The sequence below is a fragment of the Actinomyces respiraculi genome (assembly GCF_014595995.2).
Classification (GTDB): Bacteria; Actinomycetota; Actinomycetes; order Actinomycetales; family Actinomycetaceae; genus Actinomyces; species Actinomyces respiraculi.
The window spans coordinates 916,673-932,861 of record NZ_CP063989.1 but is presented as its reverse complement, the minus strand read 5'-3'; the positions used below and the strand labels follow the sequence as shown (position 1 = coordinate 932,861).

Here is a 16,189-nt window from a genome sequence, read left to right as displayed (position 1 = left end):
TGGGGCTCCCCCCTGGTGGGCAGTCGTCTGTGGCTGTTAGGGCGCGTGAGCTGTGGGCTCAAGGTGACCTGAGTGGTGCCGTGGCTGTGTTGGAGGGTGCTTCTGGTGCTCGCCACCAGCGGGCCCGGCTGCGTTCTGAGCTGGCCGCGATGTCCCCTGGTTTCCGGCTGCCGTTGCTGTCACCGTCGCCTGCTTGGGCTGGCCCGTCAGCCAAGGGGCCGACGCGTGTGCTGCACGTGTTGACTAACTCTTTCCCCCACACACAGTCCGGGTATGCGGTGCGTTCTCACGCGGTGCTGCGCAGCACCCGGGAGTCCGGGGTGGGGGTGCGGGCGGTTACTCGTATCGGCTATCCGGTGACTGTGGGGCTGGTTGGCGCTTCAGTCCGGGATGTGGTGGATGGTATTGAGTACCGGCATTTGCTGCCTGCGCGCCTTGCCCCGACGCCGGTGGCCCGGCTGGTGCAGATGTCCCGGCTGCTGGCCCGGGAGGTTGAAGCGTTTCGTCCTGACGTGCTGCACACCACCACCAACTACCAGAACGCCTTGGTGGTGCGGGCGGTGGCAGAGTCTTATGGGCTGCCTTGGGTTTATGAGATGCGTGGGGTGCTGGAGTTGACTTGGGTTGCTTCCCGGCCTGTGGGGCAACAGGAGCGGGCTCGCGCGTCGGAGCGTTTCCGACGGTTGCGGGCTAAGGAGACTGAGATGGCCCTCCAGGCTGATGCGGTCGTTGCCCTGTCGCAGGTGCAGAAGGCTGATCTGGTTAGTCGTGGGGTGCCTGCAGCAAAGGTGTGGGTGGTGCCCAATGCGGTGGAGGATGCGGTGCTGGAGGCTGAGCGGCTCCGCCCAGCTGAGGCCCGGCGGCGCCTGGGCTTGCCTGAGGAGGGGACCTGGGTGGGCAGTGTGTCCTCTCTGGTGCCTTATGAGGGTTTTGAGGTGCTACTGCGGGCGGTGGCTCGCTGTAGGAGGATGGGTCTGGATGTGCGCTGCCTGCTGGTTGGCGACGGCGTGAGCCGGGCCTCTTTGGTGGCGTTGGCCGCTGATTTGGGGCTGGGTGAGCAGGTGTGTGTCCTGCCGGGTAGGGTTCCTCCTGGGGACTCATTGAACTGGTATCAGGCATTGGATGTGTTCTGTGTGCCTCGCTTGGATACTGAGGTCTGCCGCATGGTTACACCGATCAAGCCGCTTGCAGCCATGGGGCTGGGGCGGCCGGTGATAGCCTCAGACCTACCTGCCTTGGTGGAGGTCACCTTCGCAGCGGATGAATTGAGGTTCCCAGCGGGAGATTCTGAGTCATTGAGTTACACGATTGCCTCCTGGATGGAGAGCGTGCAGAACCGGCAGGTTTCTGCCGTAGTTCCAACGTGGGGGCAGCATGGTCAAACCTATGCCCAGCTGTATGAGGAGCTGAGATGAGTACGGACACCTCCCACAGTACCGCCTGGCTGGATACTGCCGGAATAACTCGCCCTCACACGGTCAGCCCCTTCGAGCTCAATGCCTTGAGGCCCGTGGGCAAGCGGCCTCCTCTGGGAGCGTACACCCGCGAACTCTGGCGCCGTAGACATTTTATCTGGGCGGATGGGCGAGCCCGCGCTCTGGGTTCTCAGCGTGGCACTGTGCTGGGGAACGTCTGGCTGGTGGCTCAGCCGATGCTCAACGCCATGGTGTTCTACATCATGTTTGGGCTACTGCTTCAGACCAGTCGCGGTATCGACAATTTCATCGGATACCTAATTATCGGCGTAACCATGTTCCCGCCGATACAGCGGGCGGTTAATGGCGGATCGCAGGTGCTCACCAATGGACGCAACCTCATTCGTGGTTTCTCTTTCCCTAGAGCCTCACTGCCAGTTTCCTATGTGATACGCACAGGTCTAGACTCATTACCGCCACTCGCCGCAATCTCCATCCTCGTATTGGTTTTGCCACCCCATGCGATACTCTCCTGGCGTTGGCTTCTCGTGTTCCCAATATTCATGATTCAACAGTTGTTCTGCCTGGGACTGGTGTTTATATCTTCCAGAATCACTACGTTGATCCCTGATTTGCGCAACATCTGGCCGTTCTTGACGCAGTTCTGGTACTTCGGTAGTGGCGTGTTCTTCTCTTATGAACGTTTTGTTGATCACCCTGCCGTACTCAAGGCAATGGATCTGAATCCCGGTTACCTCATCCTCACTATGTACCGCAACTGCATGCTCTACAACAGGACGCCTGACACGCGGTCATGGATTTTACTCCTTGCATGGTCGGTTGGACTGTCAGTTGTAGGTTTTGTGTTCTTCTGGCAGAAGGAGGAGGCGTATGGCGTTGAGCACTGAAGGCTCTGTCTCCACGGCTCAGGCTCCGGCGCGTGGGTCAGCTACCGTAGTTGCGCGTAATATTAAGGTGCGTTATCGCGTTGCATCGACTGACGCAGCCGATATGCGATCTCTTCCATTCGCCCGGAGAGTGCTGCTGCGTGCTATCGGTCAGCGGCCTAAGGTTACGGTTGATGCGCTAAGGGGAGTCTCCTTTGTTGCTCGCTCGGGTGAGTCGATCGGGATTCTGGGGCGCAATGGTTCGGGTAAGTCCACGCTGCTACGTGTCATTGCGGGCTTGGAGACGCCTCGTTCTGGCAGTGTGCAGGCTCGTTCCAACCCTGTGCTGCTTGGTGTGAACGCAGCACTGGTGCCAGATCTGCCTGGTGAGCGTAACGTGAGGCTGGGCTGCTTGGCTATGGGTTTGAGCAAACGGGAGACTGAGGAGGTTTTGCCTGATGTACTTGAGTTGGCTGGTATAGGTAAGGCTATTTACCGCCCTATGAAAACCTATTCTTCTGGTATGGCTTCTCGTCTTCGTTTTGCTATTGCTGCTGCAGCCCGTCCGGACATTCTCTTGATCGATGAGGCTCTTAGTACTGGTGATGCTGCGTTCAAGGAGCGCTCTGAACGTGCGATGACTAAGTTGCGTGAGAATGCCGGTACTGTGTTTATTGTTAACCATGCTGCTCAGGTGATTGAGGAGTTGTGTTCTCGGGCTTTGTGGTTGATGGACGGGGAGCTTATTGGTGATGGCCCGGGCCCGGAGATTGCCCATGATTATCGTTGGTGGTCTTGGAATATTGCGAAGGAGGAGCACAGCAAAGCGGATGACCTGCTGGCTGAGTATCGTGAAAAGTGGTCCCCTACTCCCCCAGATTTCCAGCCTCCCCTCCCGCGTGCCGTCACTCTTCGCCACGCCCACACTCAACTCTGAAGAGCCGGTTTGGGTGAGTGCTGAGGCCTTGACCAAAACCGAATACGGTGAGGTCTTCACCCGGCAGTGGGTCGTCGAGACCATGCTCGACCTCATCGTATACACACCTGACCGGGGCCTCACACCTGACTCGTCCCACTTTTTGGGTTCTGGTGTCTTGATGGGGATTATTCGTGGCATGGCGTAGCGGCTTAGTGCTTTGAACCCGACTTGCACAGTTTTAGTGGCTCTTCACAGAAGGCAGTGGAGTGGTGGGCCGTGTTTGAACGGCGGCTGACTCGGGAAATGGGATCTCGTCCTGGGGCCGTGGGATGCGGAGGGGCCCTGGGGTTGGCAGGATGAAGGCGTCTACGCCTCATCTGAAAACCCAAGGGGCCTTATGCGAAACGTTACCCCACCCTGTTTGGATACGTTCTGCCGTCTGGATCGTCTCGGGCCGTCCGTGACCGCCCAGCGCATTAAACCAGATCACACTGAAGCGCCCTGGGTTTTGTTCCGTGGTTAGGGCGCAACGGGCGCGGGGTCCTGGTGGTGAGTGTAGGCCGCTTCGACCTGTGTGGGCGTGCGGTAGGCAAGGGATTGGTGCTGGCGGGTGGTGTTCCACCAGTGTATCCAGCTCATCGTGGCCAGCTCGCGGGCCTCGACGGACTACCAAAGGCGCTTGGAATGGATGAGCTCGGCCCTTGTAGAGGCTGTTTGGACTGCTACGCGTTTTGTGGGCACCGATGAAGATTCTGATTCATTTCGAGCAGGTGAGGTAAAATCGGTGTTATGGCAGGATCAAGGTACAGCGGTGAGTTCAAGGAACAGATCGTGGTGGAGGTGATCGAGAAGTTGCGTCCGGTTAGTGAGGTCGCGAAAGCGTACGGGCTGGTTCCCCAGACTGCGGGGAGCTGGGTGAACAAGTGGTGCAGGACTCATCCAGGCAGCAGTGGAGAAGAACTCACTTCTGCCGAGGTGGCGGGATTGAGGAAGGTCAAGGTCTAATTGCGGGAAGCCCAGATGGAGATCGAGTTCCTGAAAATAGCAGCGGCCTTCTTCGCCTGGGAGTCCCGGTAGCCTCAAGTACGTCTGCCTTCATCGCGAAGAAGGCAATTACCCGGTGTACCTGATGTGCAGATGGGCTGATGTGTCCAGGTCGGGCTACTACGCGTGGCGGTGTCGGGGACTCTCCGAGCAGCAGAAACGACGAGACGAACTCATCGTGCTGATCCGGCACTTCTTCGACCAGTCACAACAGGCCTACGGGTAGCGCAGGATCCACGCGATCCTGGTCCGCAACGGCATCGAGGTGGGGCCGGAGCTGGTCCGCAAGATCATGCTCCAGGAAGGACTGGTGGCCTGCCAGTCCCGTCCCCGCACCACGATCCTGGCCACGGGCATCCAGACGCGTCTTGACCTGGTCCAGCGGGACTTCACTGCCCAGGCACCAGGACACAAGTGGGTCGGTGACATCACCTGCATCCCCACCTGGGACGGACATGCCTACCTGGCCACGGTGATGGACTGCTACTCACGCAAGATCATCGGATACGCCATCGCGTCCCACATGCGCACCAGTTTGATCACTCAAGCCCTCGACATGGCCACACGCAACTGCCCGACCGAACCCGGTCACACGATCTTCCATTCCGACAAAGGATCCCAGTACACCTCAGAAGAATACGCTCAAGCCATGGCCCGACACGGCATCCAGCCATCACTGGGACGCACGGGAAGCTGTTACGACAACGCCGCCGCTCAATCCTTCAACGCCGCCCTGAAGAAAGAACTAGTCAACCGGAAAATCTACCCCACCCGCGACAAAGCAATCAAGGATGTGACACACTGGATAGAAACCTGTTACAATCAAACCAGACTCCATTCAACACTGGGCTACAAAACCCCGAACAAAGTCCACAATGAATGGTACAGCAACCAGACAACAGCCTAAATCAAACATGATTTTCATCACTGTCCACAAAACCTATGGCAGACCAGTCCTCCAAACTATGCCAGCAGCCGCTCGCGAAGTCCCACGGCACACCCCATAGCCTGTTCACCATTCGATCCTCTAACATTCCACAGCCATCAAACGATTCTAACCCCTGTACCTGGGAACGACATGGCTGGCAGCGATCCGCAACAACACGCCAACTATCATCGTGAACCACACCACAAAACACTGCAAGAGGAGCTATCCCAACTCACCACTAGCCTTGATTCAGCCTAGCTACGAAGCCATTGTAATCACCAGCCAAACAAAGGTGAATCAAATCGCGACGTTTTATCACTAAGCCTTCTACCGATGCAACTGGCGCGCGAGCTACAAAGAACCTGACAGCCTCGCGCAGAGCGTCCCAAAATTGCCGATCAGCTAAGGGAACAACTCTAAAATACCACCATAGGTCCTCTCCCAACCATTTTCGATACCAATATTCTGACAGGGTTACCGACCCGGCCGACCTAACAATATCTGACGAACGCACGGCGACCGCTAATCTTTCCCGGAGGTCCGAAACGCTATTCTTATTCTGCGTGATAGACGAACCGTCCTCTCTCTGCCGCCAGCGATAAACTATATCAGGCACAACGTCCGTGCTGTTCGTCCGTAAATACATCTGTAGACTGACCTCCTGGTCCTCATATAGCACCCCCTCCGGAAATCCGCCAATTTCCTTAACAAAATCTTCGCGGCGAAATACCTTACTCCAAGCAAATACGTTCCAAACGATGGGTGGAAATTGAAATGCATCACACCTAGGACGAGCGGTTGCGTGAACCTCGGAAACAAACCAGGGTTGCCAAACCTTCTGTGAGTCGAACCGTTCTACGGCGCCAACTGCGTAAGGAGAACCGGTCATAAGCACACTATGCATGAGCGCCGAGTATGCTCCGGGTGGAACTTCATCATCAGAGTCAACAAACGCCACGTAATCACCCGAAGCAAGCTCGAGTCCCCTATTTCTCGCTGCACCTAAACCAGCATTCGATTGGTGAACTACCCTTAATATCCTGCTTCTCACCTTGAGCTCGTCAGCCAACTTGCCAGTTCCGTCGGTCGATCCGTCATCTACAATTATCACCTCCTTAAGTGGATACTTGGATTGGAGCACTGATTTTACGCATTGCTCCAAGTACTCTTCAACGTTATATGCCGGGACGACAACAGACAATGACAGGTCGTTCATACCTACTATCTCCTTTGCTTTCTAACGTACCCGTCTCACACGTCAACTTGACAGTAATTCGCATTAAGGACGTCATCCAAGCTCATGCACAGCAATTCCGGCCTCCCCTTTCGTATCGAGTCACTGGAAATTACCTTGAGGGAATCAATCCACCTACGCAATTCATCTATTGACGCAACAATCTTTACGCCTGCAGTCTCCAGAAGCGCAGTATCCAAACCAGGTCGCATTAGTGCCGCGACAGGAATGCCGACTGCCAACGAATCAAGGAGCCCCATAGAGACCGGACCATACTTGCGGCAATCAAAATAGAATCCCGCGAGCAACGGCTGCACCCAACGCGGATCTGCGCATTGCTCAAAAATAAGGCGATCGGAGTTCGCGTCTCCGAATCTGTCGCGGACAATATGGATTCCCGGGCCAGAACCGCGTATCACGAAGCTGGTGTCGGCAGATCCCCCATTGGCTTGACCAAAGGCCTTAACGATGAAATCAAGATCCAATGCTTCGTCAACCTGGCCGACATACACCCCAGGAGCTCCTACACTATGTGACAGAGTCAGCGCGTTTGAATCCAATGAGGTGATGCGACGAGACACAAGAACCTCACGAAACTCCTTCGTGGGAGCGATATCAGTCAGTCCAGCACGCGGAACCAGAACCTCATCAAAGCCATCAAGGAGAGGCAGAACACGTCGTAGTTGTCCTGATGGACCGTCTAATTCCGCAACCAAGTCGCGGTCACAAATTAAGATCCTCCTTGTCGTATCTACCCCGTAGCCCAACAGACCAGTCCAAACCGTAGTCAGGTCGCCCCACTCGATCACAACGTCAAATGTTGCTGATGCAAAGAGCCGCTGGGCCTCGCGACGCATGGCCAAACTAAACATCTTGTGCAGAGATTTCGAAGGGAATCTACCCATGGAATATAGGATATCAATCGCCTGAGACTCTTCGAACTTCGCTACAACACCTCCCTTTCGAGGCAGTACGCGTATCTCAGGATCAAGATCAATAAGCAGATCCTTTAACGTTTCGTCACTGATAAGATGTAGCCGGTCAAAAGTGAGCGTAACTTCCCATCTATCAAAATCAACCGAATTCAGTGCCTGTATGCAAGCGCGCGATCGGTCAACATCAGACAGTGCGCTATGCACCAGCAAACGTTTCTTCCCTGTCGCTGGTGGCGGAACGACTCTCCGATCCTTCTTCCCGATCAACAGGTCGTTGCATCGGGCGGAGGCATGTCCATCATCCATGCCAGCAAATTGACGTCTCCAGCCTTCCATTTCAAAACACAAACTATCCGGCTGAGTAAGGAATTCAGTCAGCGTTTCGAGAAGCTCATTTAAAGTGCTAACAACTCTCCCAGGAAATTCGTCTAGGTCAAAATACAGTCCACGATCAGTGGAGTATTCTTCGTAGTCATACACATAATAAATAATTGGGCGTCCAACTGCGAGAAAGTCAACCCCAAGAGAAGAGTAGTCCGTAATTACGATGTCGGCCAGATTCAGCAAGTCATAGGTTGAAATTGCAGGATCGGGAATGCAGCCGGGCAAGCTATGCTCCGCAAAGACCGCAAGAGACAGAGGATGTCCCCTGAATATAAGATGATACCTATCAGATTTCCCGAGCTTTCGCAGGTCTTCGATCAATCTATCTGTATCGAACCTCTGTTCTTTTGAGTTCCCGCGCCACGTCGGTGCGTATAGCACGATAGGTTTTCCGTCATCCGGTAGCCCCAAGCGACGACGAAGACCGCTTACACCTCGATCAGCAGAATGGACAAGAACGTCATTCCGCGGATATCCAGTCACTGTACAGTCCGCCCCGAGTAGCTTGTCACAATCATAGTGGCGAGTCATCACCTTCAATGTAAACAAGTTCGGCATAAACAGATCGGAAGCGTGGATTAAATTTCTAGACACGTTTCCGTAATCGAGCACTGAGTCCCGATCGTCCCGCCCAAGGTACTTGAGAGGCGTACCGTGCCAAGTATTTGCATAAACCTGTCCGTCGCGACGCATGTACTCAAACGAGAATGACGCATTGTTTACGAGATACTCGGCCATTGCGAGCGAATGCCAGTAACCTTCAGATTCTCGAGTTGTAACAACAGTCCGCGGATCAGCCAAAACGTCATCCGGTATCGAACATGCATCGTTAGCGACAATGATATGTATAGCATCGCCCATTTCGGGGCGGTGCGACATTTCCCGCCACATCGCATACGGGTTGCAATCTACACGATTACCAAAGTGTGCCTCCCAGAGGAAGGTAGACGGATGGATCGGCATGATCTCACGCACTTCAAGATATCGCCAAACCTGTTCACGTCGCGACTCGACCTTCTTGACGGACACGGCATGCGCCGAAGGTATCGCAAGGGATATTTCGAATATAGATGCCGCTAGCTCCATTCTTCCAGACACTGCTGCAAGATACCCAAGCCTATAGAACACTTTCGCATCATGGTGTTCCATAGAGAATATCATTTGCCAGAGCGCTCGCATGGCACCTTCCCTATCAGAGGAAGCAAGCGCCTGTTCAGTTACGGCTTCTAAATACTTAGACTGTTGGCTCCGGCCTAACGAGTTTTGCGCGAGCCGGATCGCGTTGGAGCCAATTCCCACGCTCTCCGGCACAACAGAATCGTGCATGCCCCGTTCCAGTTCTGGCAGCCCGAGAGAGATCCGTAGGCCCTGATCTGCGTCGAACTCCCTCCAGAATGGCTCCAGTTCCTTCAATGCACCACGGGCATCGCCAAATCTGCGGTTGAGCACGACCGCAAGCCGCTGTGCCGCCAGGCTCTTCGCGTCCTTTTGTCTAGCAACACACTTCCTATACTGCTCTCGCGCAGTCTCGTAGTCGCCGCTAAGCTCAGCTGCTAATGCGAGGGCAAAGTGATGCGCGTAGGTTGGAGACTCAAGGAGCTGGCCCGCAGCATACCATTCAGCTTGGCCATAGTTGCCTAGTTTTAGCGACGATACGCGAGCACGATTCCATGAAGGGTTGGATGCATCTGTCTCTTGCGCGAGTCTCTCTGCCACATTGAACGCGCCACCAATGTCTCCATGCGAGTACCTAAAGGAGTACTCATCCTGACGTCTCTGTTGAGGCCGCTTGCTGTTGAGTACCTTAAGTAGATCAACGAGTCTCTCCCGATACTCTTGCGGCAGAAGACTCCTGCCAATAGCTACAAGAGTATCCTCTGAAAGAGAGCTGAGCCCTCCGACGCGTTCGACGATATCATATACCCGGTCGACTTTGCCGATTTCACACATGAGCTCAATGTACTTATTTCGACTTTCGGTGCTTTCGAGAATCAATCCTTCTAAAGCAGCAGCGCGATACCAGTTTGGGAGTGGGACGTTCGTGATGTCGAAGGCGAATCTTGAGGGTGGAGCCTCTTGAAGAACCACCTTGCTTGCCGACAATCTTTCCGAGACCTCGTCTCGCCACAGGCGCTCTTTTTCCAGGATAGATTGACGTGCACGTTCTATTTTCTCCGTGAGAGAACTACCCGCACCAAGGTCGATCGCTCGATTAAATTCGACCTCCGCTCGACGCAACTGGCCAGAGCGCACGAGCACCATCGCGAGTTTATAACGCGCATCTGCAGAGTTCGGATACTTGGCCACTATCTCCTGCGCAAAATTGATGGCCTGCCGCCAATCTCCTTCGCGATACTTCTGGTCTACCTCAGTGAAGTCCGGTCCTTCTTTACCGATTAACTTCTTTACTCGCCTAACAACTATTTGCTTTAGGCTACTACTATCCATCATCCTGCACCTATGCGTTTACCTGATCTGCATGTCCTGTTTGATCTGCGTCGTCGAGATCTCCGGAGTCCTCGGCAGGTACACGATCTCACACAAACCCTCGAGTTGCTCATCAAACTTCCCAGTCCAGTCATCACCCATGACGAAGACATCGATGTCGTACTTCTTCACGTCATCGGGCTTCTGATCCCAGTCGTACTCGGGAACGACCAGATCAACGTAACGGATCGCCTCCACCATCGCCTTACGCTCCTCGTAGGGGAAGTAGGCCCTCTTCCCCTTGACGGCATTGAACTCATCACTCGACAGGACGACAACCAGATAGTCACCCAGAGCCTTCGCCCGCCTCAACAGCTCAATATGGCCGTAGTGCAACAAGTCGTAGGTGCCATACGTGATCACACGCTTCATCGGTCAGCACTCCTAAGGGATGTGGTGCATTGGCGGGCCTGACCTCCAGCGACCTGGAACGTCACGGGGAGGCGCCATGGGTACCCGTCCATGCTAGCGGTACACTTGCCTGCGATCAGCGTTTTACCAGTCTCAACCCTGTTTCTACGGTAGAGCTAGGGCACAACCAGCCGAGGCCTCCGCGGCCACACCGGCACTCGTGGCACATGACCACCCGAGTACGTCTCCTCAGCATCTGCCCCAACAGTGACAAACCCAACACTTTGGGTGCCGTAGTTGGCTGGGGTAGTGCTCGTTGCCTCAGCAGGCGCCGCAGCCGTATAGAGCTCGACCACCTTGCCATCCTTAACGACAGCGACTTCTTCCCACCCCTGCATGAGCAGAATCCGTGCCCTGGCTGAGGCGGACAAATGACCCCAGGGACAGGTCACCACCAGCCGAGGATCTAACTGTGCCACCAGCCCGCGCATCAGACGGACGTGCTCAGCACCAATCCCCTCAGGCTCCGTGGGCATGGCCCCCTTGTCCACGTTCATGAAGTACCAACCCAAGTCGTAAAGCACCGCCTGCTGCGCCCACTCAGCGCCTCCTGCAGCTTCCAGGTAAGGCAGATAGCGAGTAGTCATCTGCTCCAGGTATCGGCCCGGCTTAGCCCAGGCGGACTGCACCGCCGAGTCACCCGTGCTGCGCTTCTCATAGTGGTACACCGCCTGGGGCACTAGCACCGCCCGCGAGTTCAAACGCCTCACCTGCCCCACAAAGCAGGCATCCTCAAAGGTCGGTGCCCCCCGGTCCTCAGGAAAAGCACAGCGTCTCGCCAGATCAGCCCACACCAGACACTCATGCACCGACAGCTGCACCGCAACCGGCTGACGCTTCACATCCACCTCAAGGACACCGTGCTCAAAACGGAAGTCAAGCGGATGCGGCTTGTCCCGCCCGTCCTGCTGGATAATCGTGCGCCCGATCAACATTCCAGCACCTCTGGTCCGGGACCCCAGCAAAGCCTTCAAGAAACCCGGCTCCAGCACATCGTCAGGATCAGGGAAGCCAATCCACTCACCCCTCGCCTCACGTATGCCAATGTTCCGTGCACGCCCCTGTCCGCCGTTACCCACCTCCACCACCTGGACAGCGATGTCGGTCTGCTTCGCCCACTCGCGACAAATCGCAGGTGAGTTGTCGCAGGCACCGTCAAGCACCAACACGACCTGCAACCTCTCATGCGGCAGGTCCTGCGCATCCAAGGACGCGAAGAATCGGGGCAAGTACCGCTCCACACCATACACGGCGCACACCAGCGAGACCCGCGGCTCCGTTCTACCCCACCGCTTCAGGACTCTCATACCATCTCCCTTAGCAGGCGTTCCAGCAGCCGCTCACAGGCACGGGCATCCCGCAGAGTCATGTCCTCGGCGGGACGTACCTCCCCAGAGACCACCCGTTCCACAAGCCCCAGCACCTCACCTGCGCTGCCCGCCGCCAGCGCACCGGCCTCCACGTGCCGCCGCCGGTAGTGATCCGTGTCCGGTTGTCCCAGAGGATCCCAGACAACACCCACGGCCCCCAGAAGCATGCCCTCATCCATGATCGATGAACGGTCAGACACCACAGCCCAAGCACGGGACAAGTCCTGGGGCACCGCCCGGCCCGTCGTCGTCTCCACCTGCAAAGCAGAGAACCAGCCTGGTGCCAGCAGCGCCAGCTTCGGGTGAGCGAACAGCACCGGACGCAGACCACGCCCCCGCAGCTGCTCCGCCAGCTCCAACCAAGGCTCATATAGCCCGTCGATGTCCTGCTCCGCAGCCATCCCTGCCTCCAGCGCACGCACCAGCGAAGGGTTCCAGGTAGGGGCCAGCACCACCCGGTCACGCTGCTGCCCCAACAACTTGAACAAGGTGTCATGCCGGGGGAACCCGCTGGGCCACACCTCCCTACCGGTGAGCTCGTAGGACGTGTAGTCAGCCACGATCCCCCGGGTCTCAGCAGGCGTGGCCGTGACCAGCACGTCAATCCGCTGAATGTTGAACCAGCGCCACATGTCCCGCATCGTCACCCCATGCTGCAGGAACACCACACGCTGGTCCCGGCGCGTGCCGTTGCCCACCAGGCGGGGCGCCACCACCGGGTCACCGATATCCGCCAGCAGTAAGGACTCGGCCTGAACCCAAGCCTGATCGAAAGCCGCAGTACCGATCTCCACCAGCTCAAAGCCAGCGGCTGACAACCGCTCCCAATCGCTACTGTCCCACTCCAAAGCAAAAAGGTGACGGACCTGCGGCGCCCGCTCACACGCAAAACGATACAGCGGCTCGGCATTATCACCAGCTGCATCATGGCGATCCAAGTACAGCCAAATGCGGGCCTGCGCCCGGCCTGCGCCCGTGGTCACGGTCGTGAGCACTGTACTGTCAGCCGCCTGGCTCTCCGGCCCCTTAGTCCGCCTAACACGGGAGAACGCCACAGCCCAAGGCCTAGCCGCCACCAGCCTCAGTGCCCGCGCCGAACGCCCCACATACCGGCGGGCCCGCACCACCCCCGAGGGCCTGGGGGGCGGAGGTTTAAGCATCCCGGAGAAGGGCGCCACCTTAACCGCCCGACCATCAAGTCGCGCCGTCACGTGCCCCTTGGGCAACCAGACCACACGCTCCTGTACCAACACTTGGTCAAAATACCGGTGGGACACCGTCTTCACACAGGTGGGCTCAACAATTGTGCCGTCAACCATCCACTCCTCCACCGGCGGCTCGCCAGTAAAAAAGTAGCTGACCTTGCGGTCCGGGCGGAAAGCACGTTCAGACGCCAGGACCGCAGGAGGCATCACCTCACAACCTCCACCAGCGGCAGCCAAGAGCGCCGCTCTGCGGTTAAGGGCCAGGGGGCTGGCACAGTACTCCTGCACCGGCTGCACCCCCACCTGCTTAAGCAGCTGCCGCAACCTGGAAACCACCCACGCGCGCCCGTCATCGTCCAGACCCCGCGCAACAAAACGCAGTCCTCGATCCGCGTCAGTGACCTCCACCAGCTGGCGCAGCACCAGCTGCCACACCCACGACCGCACCTGCCCCCCACCGCATTGCCGGGCTGCCGCCAGCCAGGACGGCACATCTGACGCCAAGGTCTGCTGGTAGTCCTCAAAGCGGGAGAAAGGCCTAGGTTCCCCGGGGAAACGCAGGACCACGCCAGGGCCGTCATGGAGCAGCAGCCGGTCACGGTGCGCAGCCAAGTGACGGATCAGCAGGCTAGAACCCGCCGAGTCAGCAGGGTCCCAGGCTGGCAGTCCAGCGTTGGGAACAACGAGCACCGCCCCAGCCAGACCAGAGGTGAACAGGTGCGGCTCAGCGCGCAGGTTAGTGGCGCGACTGCCGTGCATGAAACGCGCTGCCAGCGGGTGGTCGTCAGTTGCCTGGCCGCCACGGCCCGGCTCCGGGGCCCGTAGAAGACGCGTGAACACGGTCCCGGCCCGGCCTGAGCTGGAAAGGGACACCGCAAAACCTGGCTCCAGCTGGTCCCCGGCACGCAGCACCAGCAACCTGCCGCCACGCAACTGAGAGACCACCGAAGGCACCTCCGCAGGCGTCAATACCAGCGCCGTTTCCTGGGCGCCCTCGGCCGCCAGCGAAGCCCTGGTGGCGTCCAGATCCCCGCCGCCGTCGTCAACAACGAGCACCTGCAGGCGAGCGCTGCTCACAGCGACTCCCCAGGCAGCTCACCCTCACCAGGCCCACCCCAGTGCGCAATGCGCCCCGTGGCCAGTACCTCTGCGGAGGAGATACCCCAGGTGTGCCCACCACGGGCCTCACGGCGTTGCACAAAACCAAAGCGTGAAGCCGAGTAAATGCGCCCACCAGCATCAGCCACCGAACGCAGGAAGCCAGTGTCCTCACCGGTGGTGGTCTCCGGGAAACCCACCTGCCGCGCGATGTCCGTGCGGGCCACGATCGTCGGGCCAGCCACGAAAGCCGTGTAGCGGTGCTCCCACTCGGGAAAGCGCAGCACCATCAGATCCCCCGCCTCCAGGTGCATGAAACAGGCGTGCTTGCCCACCACCTCTGCCCGCGAATACTGCGCAGCAACCAGGGAATCAAACAAGTACCAGCGAGAGTAGAGGTCATCGTCATCCATCTTGGCGATGTACTCCGCCTCCGCCCGCTCCAGCATGCGGTTGTAGTTACGCCCCAGCCGGTCTCCCAAATTAGCGCACATCCATTCCACATCCAGGCCCAGATCACGGGCCCGGGCACGCGCCACATCATCCGCCTCAAAGCCATGCGTGAGGATCACCGGGCGCTGCTCCACCTCCTGCTGCATGGCCAAAGTCTCCAGCACCCCCAGCAGCCGCTCCGGGCGGATAGTAGACACCAGCGGCGCCACGGTGGGCCGCTTAGCCGCCTTCTCCCCCATGCCGACGGCGTGCAGCACCTGGTCCACCCGCTCAGAGTAGGTGTGATGGAGCCAGATCTCCCGTTGCGCCAGGAAAACCATGCGGTCACGCAGGTCCGTATTCCCCACTAAAGCCCGTAGAGTGTGCCCGGCCTCCTCACGATCGTTGACCACTGCTAGCGTCCCAGGAGGCAAGAAACGGCTGGTCGCGGGCGAAGGCATGGTGACCACCGGAGTGCCGCAGGCAGTGATCTCAAAGATCCGGCGGGCGAACATGGAAGGGTTGTCCACCACCGAGTTCACGTTCAAGAACACCCGGTAGCCGCGGTAGGCAGCCAGCATCTGCGGGTAGCTGAGTGAGCCGCGCACGTGGCCAGCATAGGGTTCTGGGAACTGGTAGTTCGGATCCGCCCCCAGGTACCGGGAGAAAATGTCAAGGCCCGTGTCCAGCTTGGGCTCAACATCAATAGCTGCTCCCAGCAGTGTTTCCATCTGCTCCCGGCGCTGCGGGTACTTGTGGGCGAAGTACATGCCCGCAAACGCCACATCCCGCAGCTCCTCCGGCTTACCGTCCTCCCCCAGCAGCCGGATCGGGTTGTGGATCGTGGGCTGGGCCGCGAAAGGCAGGCACGCCACGCGGTCATGGCCCAGGTCCTGACGGTAACGGGGCAGGAGGGTCTCGTCAGTGGTGAAGACCCAGTCGAACAGGCGCGCCGCCTCAATGGCCTCCTCATAGTGGGCTGGGTCCTCCTTGTTCCAGAAGACCGTGGGCACTCCCGCAACGCGCAGGCCTTCCACCAGCTCACGCAGGTGGGAGGAGGGGCCCTTGGCCCCAACCACCTGATAGCGCCAGGAATCGCCGTTGCCGTGCCAGGCCGACTCCACGAAAAGCAGATCGATAGGCTGCTCCACCACCTGCTCCCGCCACTGCCCCGGAAGTAAAGGGATCGTCCGCCACTCGTACTGCAGCGCGAGCATAGTGAACTCATCGGCGATGATCCCGACAGTCAGGTCGTGCCGGGGCGCGACTACTGCAGGATCTGGAAGCAGCCAGGGCGGGAAGACGACCTCCCCCTTGCGCCCCCGCCTGCGGCTACCAGGACGCGCCCAAGCCGTAGCACGACGCCTACGCTGGAACTCACGGAGCCCATCTAAGCCACCATGGCGCATATGCCACAGTGCCTTACGCACCGTCACTGCA

At 58.2% G+C, this 16,189-nt stretch carries 11 protein-coding genes and 1 pseudogene; 5 read left to right on the top strand and 7 right to left on the bottom strand.

Annotation, left to right across the window (positions count from 1 at the left end; all coding sequences use genetic code 11):
• The first annotated feature begins 149 nt into the window (after positions 1 to 149).
• From ID810_RS03810 to ID810_RS03800, 3 genes are read left to right on the top strand one after another with little or no spacing between them, the layout of a single operon-like run.
• Positions 150 to 1,415: a glycosyltransferase gene (locus tag ID810_RS03810; RefSeq protein WP_279586931.1), complete on the top strand. Its 1,266-nt coding sequence runs from the start codon at positions 150 to 152 to the stop codon at positions 1,413 to 1,415.
• Positions 1,412 to 2,323: an ABC transporter permease gene (locus tag ID810_RS03805; RefSeq protein ID WP_166855675.1), complete on the top strand. Its 912-nt coding sequence runs from the start codon at positions 1,412 to 1,414 to the stop codon at positions 2,321 to 2,323. Before ID810_RS03810 ends, ID810_RS03805 begins: the two co-directional genes overlap by 4 nt.
• The gene (locus ID810_RS03800) at positions 2,307 to 3,239 is read left to right on the top strand and encodes an ABC transporter ATP-binding protein (protein ID WP_166855677.1); all 933 of its coding nucleotides are present in this window, start codon (positions 2,307 to 2,309) and stop codon (positions 3,237 to 3,239) included. Before ID810_RS03805 ends, ID810_RS03800 begins: the two co-directional genes overlap by 17 nt.
• Before the next feature lie 501 nt (positions 3,240 to 3,740).
• Here ID810_RS03800 and ID810_RS12790 read toward each other — a convergent pair.
• Positions 3,741 to 3,872: pseudogene (locus ID810_RS12790) on the bottom strand (hypothetical protein); the annotation flags it as partial.
• Positions 3,873 to 4,010: 138 nt separating this feature from the next.
• On the opposite strand from ID810_RS12790, the gene ID810_RS03790 reads away from it, so the two are divergent.
• Together ID810_RS03790 and ID810_RS03785 are read left to right on the top strand one after the other, a co-directional pair.
• Positions 4,011 to 4,226 carry a transposase gene (locus ID810_RS03790; RefSeq protein ID WP_166855686.1) on the top strand — a complete coding sequence of 72 codons (216 nt, stop codon included), beginning with the start codon at positions 4,011 to 4,013 and terminating at the stop codon, positions 4,224 to 4,226.
• Between the two features lie 271 nt (positions 4,227 to 4,497).
• A complete protein-coding gene (locus ID810_RS03785) occupies positions 4,498 to 5,172 on the top strand; it encodes an IS3 family transposase (RefSeq protein ID WP_342355788.1) in 675 nt (224 codons plus the stop codon).
• A 259-nt stretch (positions 5,173 to 5,431) separates the two neighbouring features.
• On the opposite strand, the gene ID810_RS03780 is transcribed toward ID810_RS03785, so the two are convergent.
• From ID810_RS03780 to ID810_RS03755, 6 genes are all read right to left on the bottom strand, one after another.
• Positions 5,432 to 6,409: a glycosyltransferase family 2 protein gene (locus ID810_RS03780; RefSeq protein ID WP_166855690.1), complete on the bottom strand. Its 978-nt coding sequence runs from the start codon at positions 6,407 to 6,409 to the stop codon at positions 5,432 to 5,434.
• Positions 6,410 to 6,444: 35 nt separating this feature from the next.
• Positions 6,445 to 10,194 carry a CDP-glycerol glycerophosphotransferase family protein gene (locus ID810_RS03775; protein ID WP_166855692.1) on the bottom strand — a complete coding sequence of 1,250 codons (3,750 nt, stop codon included), beginning with the start codon at positions 10,192 to 10,194 and terminating at the stop codon, positions 6,445 to 6,447.
• Positions 10,195 to 10,212: 18 nt separating this feature from the next.
• Positions 10,213 to 10,605 carry a glycerol-3-phosphate cytidylyltransferase gene (tagD, locus tag ID810_RS03770; RefSeq protein WP_166855694.1) on the bottom strand — a complete coding sequence of 131 codons (393 nt, stop codon included), beginning with the start codon at positions 10,603 to 10,605 and terminating at the stop codon, positions 10,213 to 10,215.
• Positions 10,606 to 10,760: 155 nt separating this feature from the next.
• Positions 10,761 to 11,951 (bottom strand): glycosyltransferase family 2 protein, encoded by a 1,191-nt coding sequence (locus tag ID810_RS03765; protein ID WP_166855696.1) that lies wholly within the window; start codon positions 11,949 to 11,951, stop codon positions 10,761 to 10,763.
• Positions 11,948 to 14,296 carry a CDP-glycerol glycerophosphotransferase family protein gene (locus tag ID810_RS03760; protein ID WP_166855698.1) on the bottom strand — a complete coding sequence of 783 codons (2,349 nt, stop codon included), beginning with the start codon at positions 14,294 to 14,296 and terminating at the stop codon, positions 11,948 to 11,950. Before ID810_RS03760 ends, ID810_RS03765 begins: the two co-directional genes overlap by 4 nt.
• Entirely contained in the window at positions 14,293 to 15,966 is a 1,674-nt protein-coding gene (locus ID810_RS03755) for a glycosyltransferase family protein (RefSeq protein ID WP_328703761.1), read from the bottom strand. The genes ID810_RS03760 and ID810_RS03755 overlap by 4 nt, the downstream gene beginning before the upstream one ends.
• Positions 15,967 to 16,189: the final 223 nt, after the last annotated feature.

Coding starts and splice junctions, on each gene's coding strand:
- ID810_RS03810 (WP_279586931.1), top strand. CDS start 150: ATGTCCCCTGGTTTCCGGCTGCCGTTGCTGTCACCGTCGCCTGCTTGG.
- ID810_RS03805 (WP_166855675.1), top strand. CDS start 1,412: ATGAGTACGGACACCTCCCACAGTACCGCCTGGCTGGATACTGCCGGA.
- ID810_RS03800 (WP_166855677.1), top strand. CDS start 2,307: ATGGCGTTGAGCACTGAAGGCTCTGTCTCCACGGCTCAGGCTCCGGCG.
- ID810_RS03790 (WP_166855686.1), top strand. CDS start 4,011: ATGGCAGGATCAAGGTACAGCGGTGAGTTCAAGGAACAGATCGTGGTG.
- ID810_RS03780 (WP_166855690.1), bottom strand. CDS start 6,409: ATGAACGACCTGTCATTGTCTGTTGTCGTCCCGGCATATAACGTTGAA.
- ID810_RS03775 (WP_166855692.1), bottom strand. CDS start 10,194: ATGGATAGTAGTAGCCTAAAGCAAATAGTTGTTAGGCGAGTAAAGAAG.
- tagD (WP_166855694.1), bottom strand. CDS start 10,605: ATGAAGCGTGTGATCACGTATGGCACCTACGACTTGTTGCACTACGGC.
- ID810_RS03765 (WP_166855696.1), bottom strand. CDS start 11,951: ATGAGAGTCCTGAAGCGGTGGGGTAGAACGGAGCCGCGGGTCTCGCTG.
- ID810_RS03755 (WP_328703761.1), bottom strand. CDS start 15,966: ATGCTCGCGCTGCAGTACGAGTGGCGGACGATCCCTTTACTTCCGGGG.